The 16,619-nt window shown below is 68.0% G+C and carries 14 protein-coding genes and 1 pseudogene; 9 read left to right on the top strand and 6 right to left on the bottom strand.

Annotated features, from left to right (window positions below; genetic code table 11):
• Nucleotides 1-2 precede the first annotated feature (2 nt).
• Nucleotides 3-473: a MarR family winged helix-turn-helix transcriptional regulator gene (locus ACNQVK_RS35785; RefSeq protein ID WP_418033569.1), complete on the bottom strand. Its 471-nt coding sequence runs from the start codon at nt 471-473 to the stop codon at nt 3-5.
• A gap of 121 nt (nt 474-594) precedes the next feature.
• On the opposite strand from ACNQVK_RS35785, the gene ACNQVK_RS35780 reads away from it, so the two are divergent.
• Nucleotides 595-1,209 carry a class I SAM-dependent methyltransferase gene (locus ACNQVK_RS35780; protein ID WP_418033568.1) on the top strand — a complete coding sequence of 205 codons (615 nt, stop codon included), beginning with the start codon at nt 595-597 and terminating at the stop codon, nt 1,207-1,209.
• Here ACNQVK_RS35780 and ACNQVK_RS35775 read toward each other — a convergent pair.
• The gene (locus ACNQVK_RS35775; RefSeq protein ID WP_418033567.1) at nt 1,206-1,523 is read right to left on the bottom strand and encodes a GNAT family N-acetyltransferase; all 318 of its coding nucleotides are present in this window, start codon (nt 1,521-1,523) and stop codon (nt 1,206-1,208) included. The two genes, ACNQVK_RS35780 and ACNQVK_RS35775, sit on opposite strands and share 4 nt — an antisense overlap.
• A gap of 40 nt (nt 1,524-1,563) precedes the next feature.
• Between ACNQVK_RS35775 and ACNQVK_RS35770 the strand changes: the two genes are divergently transcribed.
• The 3 genes and pseudogenes from ACNQVK_RS35770 (at nt 1,564) to ACNQVK_RS35760 (ending at nt 4,826) form a co-directional block, all read left to right on the top strand.
• The gene (locus tag ACNQVK_RS35770; RefSeq protein WP_418033566.1) at nt 1,564-3,150 is read left to right on the top strand and encodes an MFS transporter; all 1,587 of its coding nucleotides are present in this window, start codon (nt 1,564-1,566) and stop codon (nt 3,148-3,150) included.
• Nucleotides 3,151-3,204: 54 nt separating this feature from the next.
• A pseudogene (locus ACNQVK_RS35765) lies at nt 3,205-3,880 on the top strand (TetR/AcrR family transcriptional regulator); the annotation flags it as partial.
• A gap of 4 nt (nt 3,881-3,884) precedes the next feature.
• Entirely contained in the window at nt 3,885-4,826 is a 942-nt protein-coding gene (locus tag ACNQVK_RS35760) for a R2-like ligand-binding oxidase (protein ID WP_211156963.1), read from the top strand.
• 281 nt (nt 4,827-5,107) lie between these two features.
• Here the strand turns inward: ACNQVK_RS35760 and ACNQVK_RS35755 are convergent, their stop codons facing one another.
• Both ACNQVK_RS35755 and ACNQVK_RS35750 read right to left on the bottom strand, forming a co-directional pair.
• Nucleotides 5,108-9,382, bottom strand: coding sequence for an alpha-(1->3)-arabinofuranosyltransferase domain-containing protein (locus ACNQVK_RS35755; protein ID WP_418034544.1), 4,275 nt, complete (start codon nt 9,380-9,382; stop codon nt 5,108-5,110).
• Between the two features lie 7 nt (nt 9,383-9,389).
• On the bottom strand, nt 9,390-9,563 hold the full coding sequence (locus ACNQVK_RS35750; RefSeq protein ID WP_003891682.1) for a DUF2613 domain-containing protein: 174 nt from the start codon (nt 9,561-9,563) through the stop codon (nt 9,390-9,392).
• A gap of 103 nt (nt 9,564-9,666) precedes the next feature.
• On the opposite strand from ACNQVK_RS35750, the gene ACNQVK_RS35745 reads away from it, so the two are divergent.
• The gene (locus tag ACNQVK_RS35745) at nt 9,667-10,806 is read left to right on the top strand and encodes a glycoside hydrolase family 3 N-terminal domain-containing protein (protein ID WP_418033565.1); all 1,140 of its coding nucleotides are present in this window, start codon (nt 9,667-9,669) and stop codon (nt 10,804-10,806) included.
• Nucleotides 10,807-10,859: 53 nt separating this feature from the next.
• On the opposite strand, the gene ACNQVK_RS35740 is transcribed toward ACNQVK_RS35745, so the two are convergent.
• Nucleotides 10,860-12,044, bottom strand: coding sequence for an amidohydrolase family protein (locus ACNQVK_RS35740; protein WP_418033564.1), 1,185 nt, complete (start codon nt 12,042-12,044; stop codon nt 10,860-10,862).
• A 119-nt stretch (nt 12,045-12,163) separates the two neighbouring features.
• On the opposite strand from ACNQVK_RS35740, the gene ACNQVK_RS35735 reads away from it, so the two are divergent.
• The 4 genes from ACNQVK_RS35735 to ACNQVK_RS35720 are packed head-to-tail and all read left to right on the top strand — an operon-like array spanning nt 12,164 to nt 15,521.
• Nucleotides 12,164-12,784, top strand: coding sequence for a TetR/AcrR family transcriptional regulator (locus ACNQVK_RS35735; protein WP_044514716.1), 621 nt, complete (start codon nt 12,164-12,166; stop codon nt 12,782-12,784).
• A gap of 52 nt (nt 12,785-12,836) precedes the next feature.
• Nucleotides 12,837-13,142, top strand: a complete 306-nt coding sequence (locus ACNQVK_RS35730) for a hypothetical protein (RefSeq protein ID WP_418033563.1) — start codon at nt 12,837-12,839, stop codon at nt 13,140-13,142.
• Between the two features lies 1 nt (nt 13,143).
• Nucleotides 13,144-15,015 carry a WXG100 family type VII secretion target gene (locus ACNQVK_RS35725; protein WP_418033562.1) on the top strand — a complete coding sequence of 624 codons (1,872 nt, stop codon included), beginning with the start codon at nt 13,144-13,146 and terminating at the stop codon, nt 15,013-15,015.
• A complete protein-coding gene (locus ACNQVK_RS35720) occupies nt 15,012-15,521 on the top strand; it encodes a hypothetical protein (RefSeq protein WP_418033561.1) in 510 nt (169 codons plus the stop codon). The genes ACNQVK_RS35725 and ACNQVK_RS35720 overlap by 4 nt, the downstream gene beginning before the upstream one ends.
• Here the strand turns inward: ACNQVK_RS35720 and ACNQVK_RS35715 are convergent.
• Complete coding sequence (locus ACNQVK_RS35715; RefSeq protein ID WP_418033560.1) at nt 15,518-16,606, bottom strand: methyltransferase; 1,089 nt, start codon at nt 16,604-16,606, stop codon at nt 15,518-15,520. The two genes, ACNQVK_RS35720 and ACNQVK_RS35715, sit on opposite strands and share 4 nt — an antisense overlap.
• Nucleotides 16,607-16,619: the final 13 nt, after the last annotated feature.

Here is a 16,619-nt window from a genome sequence, read left to right as displayed (position 1 = left end):
TCTCAGTCGTCGTGTTGCAGAAGGTCGGTCTGCAAGTGGGTGTGTAGCCGGGTGAATACCCGCTCGATGCAGTCGAGTTCGTCGGGCTCGATCTGGTCGAAGAACAGTTCGCGCACCGACTCGCTGTGCAGTGGCACGGCGATCCGCAGCGCCTCGGCGCCGGTGGCGGTCAGCACCGCGCGGTAGCCCCTGCGGTCCTCGGGGACCGGTTCGCGCAGTACCAGACCCCGTTTGGTCATCGAGTTGATCTGATAGGTGATCCGGCTGCGGGAGAACACCAACTTCTCGGCGAGTTCACTCATCCGCAGGCGCTGATCCGTGGCGTTCGCCAACATCATCAGCAGGTGGTAGTCGATCAGGGTGAGATTCGTGGCCTCCCGGAGACGCTCGTCGAGAAGCGTTTCCAGACGCAGGCTGGACTCGATGTAGGGCCGCCAGGCCCGCTCCTCGGCTGTGGACAGCTTGCGCGCCATGCTCCTCCAATCGGCCAACTGGTTCAGGTTTGAACAGTGTGAAGCATCGCCTTGTCAATAGGAGAATATCGACCTACAGTCAATATAGTACAAATTTTAACTAACTGGAGGGACGAACGACATGACTCACCGAATCGATTGGGACGACGCCTACCGGCAGCCGCAGACTCCTGCGTGGAGCATCGGTGCACCGCAGCCGGAGTACGCCGCGATCATCGACGCCGACGGCGCCGTGGCGGGTGAAGTGCTCGATGCCGGCTGCGGTCACGCCGAGCTCGCGCTGGCACTGGCGGCGCGCGGCCACACCGTCGTCGGCATCGATCTGAGCCCGACGGCGGTAGCCGCTGCCGTCGCGGCTGCCGAGGAGCGCGGGCTCGCCGGTGCAACGTTCGCGGCCGCCGACATCTCGTCGCTCACCGGGTACGACGGGCGGTTCGGCACGATCTTCGACAGCGGGCTGCTGCACGCCCTGCCGGAGGAACTGCGCGAAGGCTACCTGCGCTCGATGCACCGAGCGGCCGCTCCCGGTGCGCGGTTCTACATTCTGGCGTTCGGTACCGGAGCGTTCGGTGAGCACGATGGGCCGGGCCCCACCCAGTTCACCGAAGACCAATTGCGCGAAGAGGTTTCGAAGTACTGGCAGGTCGACGAAATCCGTCCGGCCCAGCTGCACGCGGTCCTGCCCGAAGGCCGCACACAGATGCCGGGCTTCCTGGTGACCGCGACAAAGATCTAGTTGGCGGCCTCGACCAGGGCCAGCAGCTCGGGGGTGACGGGGTCGAGGATGTCGTCGAAGTCGTGGTGTTTCTGCACGTACTTGGCGACGTACGGGCAGACCGCCACGATGCGCTTGCCGGCCGCGCGGGCATCGGTCAGCGCAGCCGATACCAATTCGGCGGCCAGGCCTTGTCCGCCGAACTTGTCGTCGATCTCGGTGTGGTAGAAGACGCGCTGGTCGCCGGAGTCGACGTAGGCCGCGAGGCCGGCATGCTCGCCGTCGACGGTGATCTCGTACTGGCGCGCTTCGGGAATGTTGCGGACTTCAGCCATGTCCTCACTATGCCGCAGCGGCGCTGGCACGATCAGGCAGATGGCCGTCACCGCAACGTCGACGTGGGCGCCGTTGGCGTCGCCGATCTACCGCGCGCTGTGGATCGCGCAGTTCGTCTCCAACCTTGGAACGTGGATGCAGACGGTTGGTGCCCAGTGGATGCTGGTCGGCGATCCGCGCGCCCCGGTACTGGTGCCCTTGGTGCAGACGGCCACGACATTGCCGGTGATGCTGCTGGCCCTGCCGTCCGGTGTGCTCGCCGACCTGGTCGACCGGCGCAGGCTGCTGCTGGCGACCCAGGGCGCCATGGCGGCGGGAGTGGCGGCGCTCGCGACCCTGACCGGTGCCGGGCTGGCCACCCCGACGGTGCTGCTGACCCTGCTGTTCCTGATCGGCTGCGGGCAGGCGCTGACAGCCCCGGCCTGGCAGGCGATCCAGCCGGACCTCGTTCCCCGCGAACAGATTCCAGCCGCAGCCGCGCTGGGCAGCATGAGCATGAACGGTGCCAGGGCGATCGGCCCGGCGATCGCCGGGGCGCTGGTGTCGCTGTCCGGTCCGACCCTGGTGTTCGCGCTCAACGCGGTGTCGTTCGCCGGCATCGTCGTCGTGCTGCTGCTGTGGCGCCGCCCCGCGGTGGAACAGTTGTTGCCCGCCGAGCGGCCCTTGGCGGCACTCGGCGCGGGCGGCCGGTTCATCCGGAGGTCGCCGATCGTCAGGCGAATCCTGCTGCGGGCGGTGTTGTTCATCGCGCCGGGCAGCGCGCTGTGGGGCCTGCTCGCGGTGGTCGCCGACAGGCAGCTGGGGTTGTCGTCGTCCGGCTACGGGCTGCTGCTGGGTGCGCTCGGGGTCGGGGCCGTGCTCGGCGCCCTCGTCCTGGGCCGGTTGCAGTCGGTCTTCGGCCTGAACACGTTGTTGATCGTCGCGGCTCTCGGATTCGCCGGTGCCACTGCGGTTCTGGCTCTGGTGCACAGTTTCGGCATCGTCCTGGTGGCGCTCGTCGTCGGCGGCTCGTCATGGCTGCTGGCACTTTCCACGCTCAACGCCTCGATGCAGTTGAGCCTGCCCGCCTGGGTGCGGGCGCGCGGGCTGTCGGTGTACCAGTTGACGTTCATGGGTGGTCAGGCCATCGGCTCCCTGGTGTGGGGGCTGGCCGCCGGTGCCACCGGCACCATCACGGCGCTGCTGATCAGTGCCGGGCTGCTGGTGTTCTGTGCCTTGTCGGCGTGGTGGTGGCCGTTGCACGCGCGCACCGGCGATCTGGACATGACCCCGTCGGCGCACTGGCCCGAACCCGCCCTGGTGTTCGAACCGGAGCCGCCCGACGGTCCGGTCCTGGTGCTGACCTCCTACCGCGTCGAACCTGACCATGAGACCGAGTTCTTCGCCGCGATGGGCGTGTTGGGCCGGTCGCGGCAGCGCACCGGGGCCACGCAATGGCGGTTGTTTCGTGCTGTGGAGCGCGAAGGCGTGTTTGTCGAGGCCTTCGTGGTGCGGTCCTGGGATGAGCACGTGCGCCAGCACCGCACCCGCCTGACTGGTAACGACCTGGTCATCGAGCAGGCGGTTGAGCGTTGGGTCGAGGGCGAGCCGGTCTCGCACCATCTGATCGCGGTGAAGACTCCTTGACTGTGAGGCCGATCACAGTAATATGACCAGTGGTCATACAGGCTGGAGAGTCAGATGCCGACGGTCACCTGGGCACGTTTGGATCCCGCTCGACGAGCCGCCGTGGTGGAAGCCGCGGAGGCGGAGTTCGGAGCGCACGGGTACTCGCGTGGAAGCCTCAACGTCATAGCCCGGCGCGCGGGCGTGGCGAAAGGCAGTCTGTTCCAGTACTTCGCGGACAAGCGCGATCTGTACGCCTTCATCGCGGACATCGGCAGCCAGCGGGTGCGGGTGTACATGGAGGATCGGATCCGCACGCTCGATCCGAACCGGCCGTTCTTCGATTTCCTCACCGACCTGCTCGACGACTGGGTGGCCTACTTCGCCGACCATCCCCAGGACCGTTCGTTGCACGCCGCGGCGAGCTTCGAGGTGGACGCCGACGCCCGGGTCAGCGTGCGGACCGTCATCCACCGCCACTACCTGGAGGTGCTGCGACCCCTCGTGCAGGAGGCGCAGACCCGGGGCGATCTGCGGGCCGACGCCGACGCCGGCGCGTTGCTGTCGCTGCTGTTGATGATCTTTCCGCATCTGGCCCTCGCGCCGTATGTGCGTGGGATGGACCCGATCCTGGGCCTGGACGAGCCCAGCCCCGAGCAGCCGACACTCGCCGTGCGCAGGCTCGTCGCAGTGTTGGCGGCCGCATTCTCACCAGCCACCGAAGCAGCCCACCAGACCTGAGGAGGTCAATTCCCATGTCACACACAAAGTTCGGTTCGCTCGCCAAGGGCGGTCTCAATTGGGACAGTGTGCCGTTGCGGTTGTTCGCCGGGGGGAATGCGAAGTTCTGGAATCCGGCCGATATCGACTTCTCCCGCGACCGGGCGGACTGGGAGGCGTTGACGGACCGGGAGCGTGAATATGCCACCCGGCTGTGCGCGGAGTTCATCGCGGGTGAAGAGGCAGTCACCAAGGACATCCAGCCGTTCATGAGTGCGATGCGGTCCGAAGGGCGCCTGGGCGACGAGATGTATCTGACGCAGTTCGCCTTCGAGGAAGCCAAACACACGCAGGTGTTCCGCATGTGGCTCGACGCCGTCGGGATCACCGACGATCTGCACAACTACTTCGACGAGCTCCCGGCCTACCGGCAGGTGTTCTACGAGGAGCTGCCGGAGTCGCTCGATGCCTTGTACACAGACCCGTCTCCCGCCGCGCAGGTCCGGGCGTCCGTGACCTACAACCACATCGTCGAAGGAATGCTGGCGCTCACGGGATACTATGCGTGGCACAAGATTTGCGTCGACCGAGGAATCCTGCCCGGGATGCAGGAGCTGGTCCAGCGGATCGGGGACGACGAGCGTCGCCACATGGCGTGGGGCACCTTCACCTGTCGGCGTCACGTTGCCGCAGACGATGCCAACTGGGCGGTCTTCGAGGACCGGATGAACGAACTCATCCCGCTGGCACTGCGACTCACCGAGGAGGGATTCGCCCTCTACGCACCGGACATCCCGTTCGGCCTGCAGCAGGACGAGTTCATGCAGTACTCCGCAGACAAGGGCATGCGCCGATTCGGCACCATCAGCAGTGCCAGGGGCCGCCCACTCGAGGAGATCGACCTCGACTATTCACCGCTGACGTTGGAGGACACGTTCGCCGACGAGGACGCACGAGCGCTGGCGGCCACCGCGTAGGCCCCGAGCGTGCGGTGTCGGCGAACCCCTCCGTCGCCGACACCGCAGCCGTGCGCACTGGATAGTGCGCGGCCGCGCGAACACAGCCAAGCCTGTTGGCCAGGCTGTCAACTGACTGCGTAGTTAGTTACTGCACCCAGTCGTACCCAATCCAGGTCGGCTACCTGCCATCCCCCGCACAGCAAAGCGATTTCCGGGACTGCGCAACGCGTGCCGGTACCGTAAGTACTGCATACCCACGTTGTCAACAGCTCCGCCGAATGATTCGGTACAACCCCAGTTCAGCCGTGGTCGGCCGGTGCGGGTGCCGGCTCGGGGACGGGGTCCGAAGTCCGCTCAGGAGTTCGCTGGGGAGTGACCGTGGAGGCCGCGACGAAGGTGATCGACAGCAGCGCGAGCAGCTGCACCCACGGCGAGTGCCCGACGTAGCCGTCGACCGACCGCCAGGGGTACTGACTCAGCGCCGCGCCGGCCAGGATGAGCCCGCCCGCGGCCACCGCCACGGTCAGGTTGTCGCGCCAGCGGTCGCGATCGCGCAGCACATAGCGCACTCCGAGCGCGCCACCGGCCACCAATAGTCCCGGCAGGCCGGAGATGGCGGTCCCGACCGCGAGTACCGCCGCCCCGGCGAGCATCGGGGCCGGCTGCCACGGCCGCACCGGTTCGAGATCCGGATTGCGGCGCCGGGCCGGCCACAGGGCGAGCAGGGCCAGTACCGGCAGCAGCGCGAGCCCGGCGATCAGCCCGATGCGGTAGGGCCGGTTCGAGGGGAAGGACAGCGTCACCGGACCGCCTGGGCCGGCCGGGACCACCCAGCCCTGCTGCCAGCCGTTGATCTTCACCGGAGTCAGCGCCGTACCTTCGGCATCGCGCGCGATCCAGCCCGGGTTCACGCTCTCGGGCACCACCAGGACCCGGGTGTCGGTGCCGCCCGGCACCTGCGCCTCGCGCCGATCCGGTGACCACACCGGGGTTTCGACAGGAGTGGTTGTGGCCGTGCGTAGTTCGGCGCCAGACGGAGTGTTGAGAACGACGCCGTCGACGACGAACGCCGACCCGGGGCTGACCAGGAGTTCCTGCTGCCCGGCGGGCAGGGCGATCGGTCCCGTCCGGCAGGGGTGGGCCGCAATCGGATCGCCGTCGAGCAGTGCCCCCACCGTGGTGCGCACCGAGGTCTGGACGAACTGCCCGGCCACGCCGATGATCGGACCCTGTCCGCACGGAAGGGACACTGTCCGTTTGCGATTGGCGGCGGAGTCGGCCGCGGCGATGGGCTTGCCGTGCACGTCCAGGACGGTGAGCTCGGCCAGCCCGGGCGGCTTGAGCTGATCGAAGCCCAGTGAGGTGCGGTCGATGATGTCGTTCCACCCCAACAGTGACACGGTGATCGTGTCCGTCACCCGTGGTTTGAGCTTCGCGGTCTGGGGTTCGCCGTTGCCGGACAGCCTGGTTGTCTGTGGACCGTCGCCCAGGTCGATCGCCACCAGTGTCGGGTGTGCGGGCGGTTGGCTGGCGCCGGGATCGATGCGCAGCGACCCGACTTCGGTCGGTGCGGGCAATTTCAGCGTCAGCGTGGGCGGCGCCTTGAACTGAACAACGCGCTGCGGTGCGGTCCAGGATGTCCGGGGGTCGCCGTCGGTGGCGGCGTAGGCCGAACCGAGGACGTCGATCGGGTCGGCGTCACCGGAGGCGCGGGTGGTCCCGGGCTGGGCGACCAGATCGGCCAGCTTGGGTCCCTGGCGCGACCGGATCCACACCGTCGGCTCGACGTCGGTGGGGGTGGGCACCGCCAGCGTGCGGCTCAGGTTGACGGGCTCCTCGGAGGCCAGCGCCAGCGCCGCCGCGCACCGGACCCCGGCCGGACTGTCCGCGCATCCTGCCCGGCCCAGGAGTTCGGTTCCGAGGTCCCATTGTGCGACAGCAGAATCCGCTGGTGGGGCGGGGACCTCGACCGTGTGCCGCAGGTTGATGGGGTGAGCGAAGCCCGACGCGTCGTACTGGGTCACCGACAGATCGGTGATGCCGAACTGCACACCGGCAGAACCGTCGTCGGTGGCGACCGCGGTGACCCGCACCCAAGGCGTCTCACCGACCGGCAGCGGCACGGTCAGCTGTTGGCCCGCGGTGTCGAAACGCAGACTGCTGGTGCCGGTGGCGGTGGCCACCTCGATACGGCGCACCTGAGCGCCGACGGCTGTCGCGCTGGGGGTGATGGTCAGCGTGGCATTGGTGACCGGGTGATCGAAATCGACCTGAAGCCACTGGCCGACGGCGGCCTGCAGGGCGTTGGACACCCACGACGTCGAACCGTCGCTGTCGACGGCGGCGGCAGGCCCGGTGGCCGGTGCCACGTTGGGCAGTGCGGTGGAGTCCGCCGCCGAACTCGACACCGATACCCGTCCGCCGTTCCACTTGCCGTACACCGGTGCGGCGCCGTCGGCCGGATAGTCCGGGACCCGATTGTGGGTGTGGCGGGCATCGTCGGGCGCGCGGATCGCGGAGGCATGGTCGTCGACGCGGCCGTAGTCGATCTCTCGGGCGGTCGGGGTGTCGGTGACGATCACCCCGGGGGCTCCCTCCGGTTGTACGGGCAGCCCGGCTCGTTCGGCGTCGGCGGTCAGCAGCATCGGCCCCAGTGGCGGCCGGCCGGCCAGGCGGCGGCGCTCGTCGAGGCGCAGGAGCGCCTCGGGTGCGCCGGCCACCCTGGTCATCGCATCGGCGTCGACGAGATAGGGCGCGGCCGGATTGGTTCCGCCGGTGTCGACGCGGTAGATCTCGACGGCGGGATACCGCGGCCGCAGTCCGCTGTCGGCGACGAAGCCTTCCAGCGTTCCCGGTCCTGTCGAGTCGCCGAACTCGGCGACCTTGGTGAGCCCGGGTGAGCCCTCGATCGAGCGGTGCACCAATACCGGTCGGGCCGAACGGGATACGTCGGGATCCAGGTCGTTGCGCACCACCACGTAGGAAATGCCTTGCCGGGCAAGGCTGTCGGCCAGTCCCGCGGAGGGTCTGCCTGCGGCGAACAGCCGCTGCACCGAATCGAGGGCGCGGATCGTCTCTGGCGGCGTCAGCGGGATCGAATCGCGCACACCCCACGGACTGGATCCGAGCACCTGCAACGGCTCGTCGTGGCTGTTGCCCCAGGTCTGGGTGGCGAACGGGGCGCCGGGGGCGACCAGGACCCGGCCCCGCTCGGTGTTGTGCGCATCCAGCCAGTCCGCGGTGTCGTGCCAGTACTGCGGGATCGCGGTGAACGTTCCGGCAGGCGCGATGCGGCCCGTCCACGCGATCGAGGTCCCGGCGGCCAGGGCCGCGAGCACCACGATCGCCACCGCCATCCGCTTGTCGCGTTCGGGCCGGGAGAAGGCTCGCACCCACACGATCCGAGGTGCGCTGCCGGGCAGCGGAATCCGCCCCAGCAGATGAGCCAGGCCCAGCGCCAGCGGCAGTCGCAGCACCGGATCGAGCTTGGCCAGGTTGCGCAGCGGTGTGCCGGTCCCGTCCAAGAAGTCCTGAACAGCCACCCCGACCGGGGAGCCCAGCCCCCCGGAGTAGCCGAGGCCCAGCAGCACCACGCCGATCAGCAACATGGTGATCAGCCGGCCCCGCGCGGGCATCGAGCGCAACGCGAGCCCGGCCAGTCCGGCGGCTGCCACCAGTGTGGTGGCCAGCACCGCGACCGTGCTCGTCACGAGCGAGGCAGCCGCAGTGGCGGTGGACGCCACGAACGGGGTCCAGGTGTGGGTGCCGCGCAGCATCTCGGTCAGCGACATCCACTGCGTGGTGACGCCCGAGGATTCGATGAAGTCCAGGAACGGTGGGCTGATCCGGCCCAGCAGCAGCAGCGCCACCGCCCACCAGGTGACGGCCAGCGCCCCGCACAGCGCCCACCAGGCGGTGAATCGCCACCACAACCGGTTCGGCCGGTGGCAGGCCCACCAGATGATCGCGGCCAGACACCCGGTCAGAGTGGCGACCGCGTTCACCGCACCCATGAGCGCCACCGCGCCCGCGGACCGGGCAGCCATGAGCCGCAGGTTCCGGTCCCCCCGGAACGCCAGGATGACCGGAAGCAGCACCCACGGCGCCAGCATCACGGGCAGCGTCTCCGACGAGATCGCGCCCAGCGTGGTCAGCACCCGCGGTGACAGCGTGAAGGCGAGCGCACCGAGCACGCGTGAACTGGAACTGCCGATGCCCAGTGCCTCGGCAACCCGGATGACGCCCCAGAAGCCGACGGTCAACAGCAGCGCCCACCACAGTCGCTGGGTCACCCAGCCCGGAATTCCGAGCAGATCACCGGCCAGGAAGAAGGTGCCGTGCGGAAACAGATAGCCGTAGGCCTGGTTCTGCGCCTGCCCGAACGGCAGATCGCTGTTCCACAGATTGAACGCGCGCGCCAGGAACCGCAGCGGATTCGCGGTGAGGTCGAGCTTGGTATCGGGTGATATCTCTCCGGGCGACTGGGCGAAAGTCAGGAGCAGTGTCGCCGCGGCGACCACCCACAACCAGCGCCGCGACAGTGGCGAGTCAGCTGCCCGCCGCGTCAGCGGCACATCCAAGCTAGGACCGGTCGCCGTACTCGACCCTGTTGAGCACCGATGACGCAGGGTCGCCCGCTTGCAGCGGAGGCTTCGTATCCTGCTGCACCATTAGCGTCACACCGAAGACGGCAGCCGCCCCCAACAGCAGGCCGACGACAATGCTGGCCGCGGAGGGTACGACGAACCGATTCACCCGGCCAACCTAGCATGGCGACACCCCGGATCCCTGGGAGGCGGACCTGGGTCGACACGCGGAGAATCGATTACCGCTTGCTCAGCGGCTAAGGTCGGGGCCCATGGCTTCACCGCGTCTCGTCGCAACTTTCGCAGCGTTGTCCGGTCTGTTGCTGGCCTGCTCTCCGAGCACCCAGGCACCAGAGTCCCAATCCTCGGACACGAAGCCGATGTCCACCCACGCGCCGATGCCGGCAGCGCCGGTGTGTGATCTGGCCAGCCTGTCACCCCGCGACAAGCTGGCGCAGCTGCTGACCGTCGGCATCAAAGATGCGGCCGACGCCCGTTCCGTGGTGTCCGAGCAGCACGTCGGCGGCATCATGATCGGCAGCTGGACCGACCTGTCGATGCTCACCGACGGCTCCCTGCCCGATATCTCGGCCGCAGGCCCGTTGCCGCTCGCGGTCACCGTCGACGAGGAAGGCGGCCGGGTGTCGCGACTGGCCTCGTTGATCGGCGAGCAGCCGTCGGCACGGGTGCTGGCCCAGACCAAGTCTGTCGACGAGGTGTACGGCATCGCGCTCGAGCGCGGGAAGAAGATGCGCGATCTCGGGATCACCGTCGACTTCGCGCCCGTCGTCGACGTCACCTCGGATGCCGACGACACCGTCATCGGTGACCGGTCCTTCGGTGACGACCCGGCCAAGGTCACCGAATACGCCGGTGCCTACGCCCGCGGGCTGCGGGATGCCGGCGTGCTGCCGGTGCTCAAGCACTTCCCGGGCCACGGCCACGGCTCGGGCGACTCGCACACCGCGGGCGCCGTCACCACGCCGCCGCTGGCCGAGCTGCAGAACAACGACCTCGTGCCCTACCGGACCCTGACCACGCAGCCTCCGGTCGCCGTGATGGTCGGACACCTGGAGGTGCCCGGCCTGACCGGATCGGATCCGGCAAGCCTCAGCCCCGCGGCTTATGACCTGTTGCGCTCGGGCAACTATGGCGGACCCGCCTTCAACGGCGTCATCTACACCGACGACCTTTCGAGCATGGCGGCGATCAACCAGCGCTATGGCGTGGCGGCGGCGGTACTCAAGGCACTGCAGGCCGGGGCCGACAACGCGCTGTGGATCACCACCGACGAGGTGCCCGCGGTCCTGGACGGCCTTGAGAAGGCACTGGCCGACGGTCAGCTGAACCAGGCCGCCGTGGATGCTGCCGTGCAGCGCAATGCCGACGCCAAGGGCGGCGTGCACTGCTAGTGCCGGTCACCGCCCGACGGTGACGACCTCGAGAAGCGGTGCGGCGTCATGGTTCACAGCGAGTAGACCCGGTTGGCGTTGTGTACGCCGATCATGTCGACGATGCGGATGGCGTCGGCCTCGCTGCAGTCCCCGGTCCGCACCCACTCGCCCAGCGTGAGTCCCATGGCGCGGCGCCACAACACCGAACCGAGCAGGTGCAATTCGGGTGGGCCGAAGGCATCCGAGGAGTACAGCTGTTTGGCGAACGGCGCGGTTTCGAGTGCCTCGGCGACCACGGCGTTCGAGCGTGCTCCGACGTAGTTGATGGCAAGGCCGACATCGAAATTCACATGGTCGAAGGCCTGGGCCAGGTAACCGGCCTGGCGGTGGAACGGGTAGCAGTGCAGCAGCAGCACCGGGACCGGCGCCATGGCGCGCAGCAACGGCAGCAACAGCATCGGGTCGGTGCGGTGCAGATCGAGGTCGCGGTCGCCGAACCCGACGTGGACCTGGACGGGCAGCCCGTGGTCGGCGGCCTCGTGTACCCCGAACGCGATCAGCACCGGACTGTCCACCCGTTGCGAATCCCGCGCGGCCAGTTCCCGGGCATGCTCGATCACCAGCTGATCGGTGGGGCGCGACCAGTCGATGTCGAACGACGTGCGATAGGCCGCGATCGTCTTGGTGCCCACGATCTCCGGCGAGGCAACCGCTTCGGCGAGCTCTGACCGGAACACCTCGGGAAACGCCTCCGGGCTGGTGCCGGACTCCAGGAGGTTCTGGGCCAGCTGCTCCAGCCGCAGGATTTCAGAGGACGGACGGCCGCTGAGTTCGGTGAGTCGCTGCGGGGTGGTGATGAGATCGCCCTGGAATCCGGTGTCGACGATCCACCGTTCGACCCCGGCCTGCGGCAGCATGAGTGCCGCCAACTCGTCAGGGGTGAACTCGCTGCGCCGCTTCCAGTAGTCGTCGGCGCCGGCGTGGGCGGGCAACTGGAGAACCGGTGCGCACCAACGCCGGATCGACAGGCCGAGCGGTGAGTCGAACTGCGACATGAAATCGGGGATCGGGCCGGTGGACCCTTCGTTGATCGACGCCTCGAAGCCGGCCCGGTCGACGGGCTCGTGGAACGTTCCGTGCACGTGGTGGTCGATCAACCGGATGTGGCGCAGGTGCTCGGCGAGTGCGTCGGGCACCGCATCGCGGACCCCGTCGAACACGTCGATCGTCGGGCCGGCGATGTCACCATCCGGCATGGCGCGCTACCTCCTCGGCATCGACCCTTCCGACGAGTACACCACCGCACCGAGGTCCCAGGCGGGTAACTCACCTGAGCTGCTGCCCTGACCGTCAACCGGACGCTTATTCTGTTCGGATGGCAGGTGGAACCAAGCGGCTGCCGCGGGCCGTACGCGAACAGCAGATGCTCGATGCTGCGGTGCAGATTTTCTCGGTCAACGGTTACCACGAGACGTCGATGGACGCGATCGCCGCGGAGGCCGAGATCTCCAAGCCGATGCTCTACCTCTATTACGGCTCCAAGGAGGAGTTGTTCGGGGCCTGCCTGAACCGGGAGCTGACCCGGTTCGTGGATGTGGTTCGTGGGGAGATCGACTTCACCCAGAGCCCCAAGGACCTGCTGCGTAGCGCCGTACTCGCGTTCCTCACCTACATCGATTCCAACCGGGCCTCGTGGATGGTGCTCTACACCCAGGCCACCAGCTCGCAGGCATTTGCCCACACCGTCCGCGAGGGCCGCGACCGCATCATCGACCTGGTGGCCAGACTGCTCAGCACGGGAACCCGTAACCCTCAGCCCGACAGCGACTTCGAGATGATGGCGGTGGCCCTGGTGGGTGCAGGCGAGGCGATCGCCAGCCGGGTCAGCACGGGGGACGCCGACGTCAACGAGGCCGCCGAGTTGATGATCAACCTGTTCTGGCGAGGCCTGAAGGGCACGCCGTCGGACGCCGGAAGTCACCCGGTCGCCGGTTAGCCCCGGAAAATTGGTGTCCGAGCGAACCACTTCCCGGCGTTAGGCTCCCTCTGTGGGTTCCGTGCTGAAAGTTGCTCCGGCCGAATTACAGTCGGCCGCCGCCGCCGAGACCGCGGTGGGCGGGGTCATCACCGGACTGGCGGTCGGGCAGCTGTTGACCGGAGCCGCTGCGGCCATGCCGGGCCTGCAGAGCGGTGCGGCCTGCGGCCAGGCCGCCACGGTCGTGGACAGCTCGGTCCAGGCAATCGGCACCGAGGTCGGCGCACATGCCGACAATCTGAGCACCGCCGCCCGTTCGTACCAGACCGCCGACGACGAGTCCGCACGCCGGCTGAAGTCGGCCCAGCCAGCGGGTTGACATGCCGGTGGCGATCTCTCAGGTGGAGTCGTCCAATCCTGAGGCACTCGTGCAAGGCGGCGCCGACGTCAGCAGCCGCGCCTCCACGCTGTCGACCCAGATGGATCAGCAGCGAGCCATCATCGACAAGCTGCGTGCGGGTTGGACAGGCACGTCGGCCGATGCCGCGATCGCAAGCGCCACAGCGACATTGGAAAGAATGCAGCGGCTCCATCAGAGCCTGACCGCGTTGAGTTCCGCCCTGCGGGACGGTGGCGGCGAACTGGTGCAACAACGCAGCCGCATCCTCGGAACCGTCGAAAGGCTCGAAGGGCAAGGATGGCAGGTCGCTGACGACGGCACGGTGTCGATCCGCCCGGGCAGCGCACTCGACTTCTTCGCCCGGTTGAGTCCGGTGAATCGGCTGATGCTGCAGGCGATGGCGGCGAACGCCTCGTTGGACCTGAAGTCGATGCTGGCGCAGTTCGAGACCACCGACAACAAGGTCGGCCAGCAGGTACGCGATGCGGTGGCGGCGCTCAGCACCCCGGATCCCAAGCAGTCGCCCGATCCGAACAGCCCCAAGGCATTGGTCGACCGGCTGGCCGGCATGACGCCCGACGAGCGGGCCGCGTTCCTCGCGGGTCTGAGCCCGGAGACCCTGCACGAGATGGTGCTCGCCGACCCGCAGGCGATGGGCAACACCGACGGCGTGCCGTTCGACACCAGGATCGAAGCCAACAACATCAACATCCGCAATGCGCTCGACGCGGAGTTGAAGAAGCAACCACCCGATGACGCCCGGGTCAAGCAGTTGCAGGCGATGCTCACCCCGATCGAATTTCCGCCCGGCAGCGGCACGATGGTGCCGCGCAAATTCGTCGGGTTCTCAACCGAGGGCAACGGCCGGATGATCGAGATGATCGGCGACATCAAGCCCGGCATCAAGGGCGTCGGCGTGGTGGTCCCCGGTACCAGCACCAACCTGAACGGCAGCGCCTCGAACCACAACGCGGCGGTGGAACTGGCCCGCCAAACCGGATCCCCGATCTTCCTCTATATGGGCGACGACTTCCCCCAGGATCTCGGCAAGGCGTCGGACCCGTCCTACGCCGCGTCGATGGCGCCCAAACTGGTGTCCTTCGGTCACGAGATCGACCGTGCGGTGGGTGCGGGAGCACCGGGCACACCGGTCACCTACATCGGGCATTCCTACGGTGGTGCCATCGTCGGGACCGCCGAACAGATGGGGCTGCGGGCCGACCGCATCCTGCACGCGTCCTCGGCGGGCACCGGCATCCTCACCGGGGAGTACACCAATCCGAACCCGAACGTGCAGCGTTATTCGATGACCGCGCCCGGTGACCCGATCGCGCTGGTCCAGTCCCTGCCGCGCGACCTCGTCGACAACGGGTCGATCGGCCTGCCGGATTGGATTCCACACACCGTCGACGGGCAGCTCGGCAACCCGCTGGGCGGTCTGCCCTCGGCAACCGACCCCGACAAGATTCCCGGCGTCACCCGTCTGGACACCGGGTATTACGGGCGGGAGGGCCCGCACCACGGCGAGGTGATCGTGGGACAGAACGCGCACGGCGAGTACTGGAACGACCCCGATTCAGATGCGTTCCACAACATGGTCGCGGTCATCAACGGTGGCGAGGCCACCGGCTATGTGGAGCGTGGGATCGAGACCAACTACGTGGATATCGACGTCGGTGACGACGGGAACTTCCAGGCCGAAGCCAGTGACCAGGCACGGGCCGGCGCGGCACCCAAGATCCCCCAACTGCCCTGGGATGATGCCGGATCCTACGAACGGCGGCAACATCCGTGGGAAAATCCGCGGGTGACGGATCATCCCGAAGCCGGCCCCAAAGTGCAGGTCAAATGAGGCTGTTCACAACGCTTTTTGTGGCACTGGGCCTGATGTTCACCAGTGCGTGCGGACTCCTCCACAAAGACCGGCCACCCACCGACGATGAGGCGACGATGCAACCCACCACCTTGACCGTCACCGAGGCCGCCCGGGTGGTGGCCGGTTATGTGTCGATGATCGTGGGCAAGCCCATCGATCCCGATCCCGCGCACGCGGCCCTGCACGGCTGCCGGACGAATGCCGGGATGATGCCGGACGGCCCGCCGTGGCGGGTGTATCGCAACGCGTGGATCGTCGATCCGGCGCCCGATCTCGTCGAGTCGGCGCTCAAACGCATCGAAACCCTGGTCGACGAAGGTTTTGCACCCATCCCGTGGACCCGGCCGGAACCAGAACCGCCGAACAACAAGGCCTATGAGGACGGCCGCGGGTACATCGTCTCGGTCAAGGCCGAAACCACGGCGGGCGGGGTCTACGGACTCAATGTGGCCGCCACCTCGCCGTGTGCCAACGACGACTAGACCGCCACACCCTCCACGAGGCTGAACGGTGACGCCGTCTCCACCACGCGGTTGAGCCGGAATCCGGCCTGCTCGTAGAGCTTTCGGTAATCGGCCGCGGTGCGTTCGCGGGCGGCGATGCCGATCAGCATCTCCATGTCGGTCCACTTGCCCAGGAATTCCCGGTCGTGATCGGGGATCACCCCTTCGATCAGCAGCAGGGTGGTGCCCGGCGCGGCCGCCGCCCGCACATTGCGCAGGATCGTCAACGCTTCGTCGTCGGGCCAGTCGTGAATGATGTTCTTCAGCAGGTAGGCGTCGGCGCCCCCGGGGACACTGTCGAAGAACGACCCGGGAACCACCTGAACCCGATCGGCCACTCCGTACTTGCCCAACATCGCCGGTGCCCCGTCGACCACCTGGGGCAGGTCGTAGAGCACCCCACGGGCGGCCGGGGTGGCGGTCAGTACCGCGGCCAGCAGCCGGCCGTGCCCGCCGCCGACATCGGCGATGGTGCCGAACCGGGTGAAGTCATAGGCGGCCACGACAGGGGCGATGGCCAGCTCGGAGATGCTGGTCATGGCGTCGTTGAAGATCGCGCCCAGTTCAGGCTCGGAGCCCATGTAGTCGAACGCCCCTTTGCCGCGCAGCTTGGGGATGACCGCCTCACCGGTGCGGACCGCGTCGGCGAGATGGCTCCAGTGCTCACGATGCTGCGGCGAGCCGACGAATTTCGCCATCCCCGCGATGGAGACCGGGGCGTCCTTGCGCAACGTGTCGCCCAGCGCGTTGAGCGCGTAGCGGCCGTCTCGGGTGCGGCGGAAGACGCCCTCGCTGACCAGCGCCCGCATCAGCCGGTCCGTGGTGTCGGGGTTGGCCTCGACCCGGCGCGCCAGCTCCTCGGCGCGCAGTGGGCCGTCGGCCAGCGCGTCGGCAACCCCGAGCTGTGCGGCGGCGGCGATGCCCTGGGCGACCCACGCGCCCAGGATCATCTCCAGCATCGCCGCGGGCGGCGGGACCGCCCGCTGATGCAGGCGGCGCACGTGGTGGCGGAAGCGTTCGGCCGCGCGGACCAATCCGGCGGGCGGCACCTTGGCGGGAGTCACCGGATGACTCTAG

The sequence above is a fragment of the Mycobacterium sp. 134 genome, from assembly GCF_048282715.1.
Classification (GTDB): domain Bacteria; phylum Actinomycetota; class Actinomycetes; order Mycobacteriales; family Mycobacteriaceae; genus Mycobacterium; species Mycobacterium septicum.
The sequence above is the reverse complement of the archived record's forward strand: the minus strand, read 5'-3'. Positions and strand labels throughout refer to the sequence as shown.

Bases quoted from the DNA above. Each gene is read 5' to 3' on its own strand.
- ACNQVK_RS35720 (WP_418033561.1), top strand. From the start codon at position 15,012: ATGAGGCTGTTCACAACGCTTTTTGTGGCACTGGGCCTGATGTTCACC.
- ACNQVK_RS35770 (WP_418033566.1), top strand. From the start codon at position 1,564: ATGGCCGTCACCGCAACGTCGACGTGGGCGCCGTTGGCGTCGCCGATC.
- ACNQVK_RS35745 (WP_418033565.1), top strand. From the start codon at position 9,667: ATGGCTTCACCGCGTCTCGTCGCAACTTTCGCAGCGTTGTCCGGTCTG.
- ACNQVK_RS35775 (WP_418033567.1), bottom strand. From the start codon at position 1,523: ATGGCTGAAGTCCGCAACATTCCCGAAGCGCGCCAGTACGAGATCACC.
- ACNQVK_RS35780 (WP_418033568.1), top strand. From the start codon at position 595: ATGACTCACCGAATCGATTGGGACGACGCCTACCGGCAGCCGCAGACT.
- ACNQVK_RS35740 (WP_418033564.1), bottom strand. From the start codon at position 12,044: ATGCCGGATGGTGACATCGCCGGCCCGACGATCGACGTGTTCGACGGG.
- ACNQVK_RS35785 (WP_418033569.1), bottom strand. From the start codon at position 473: ATGGCGCGCAAGCTGTCCACAGCCGAGGAGCGGGCCTGGCGGCCCTAC.
- ACNQVK_RS35735 (WP_044514716.1), top strand. From the start codon at position 12,164: ATGGCAGGTGGAACCAAGCGGCTGCCGCGGGCCGTACGCGAACAGCAG.
- ACNQVK_RS35725 (WP_418033562.1), top strand. From the start codon at position 13,144: ATGCCGGTGGCGATCTCTCAGGTGGAGTCGTCCAATCCTGAGGCACTC.
- ACNQVK_RS35760 (WP_211156963.1), top strand. From the start codon at position 3,885: ATGTCACACACAAAGTTCGGTTCGCTCGCCAAGGGCGGTCTCAATTGG.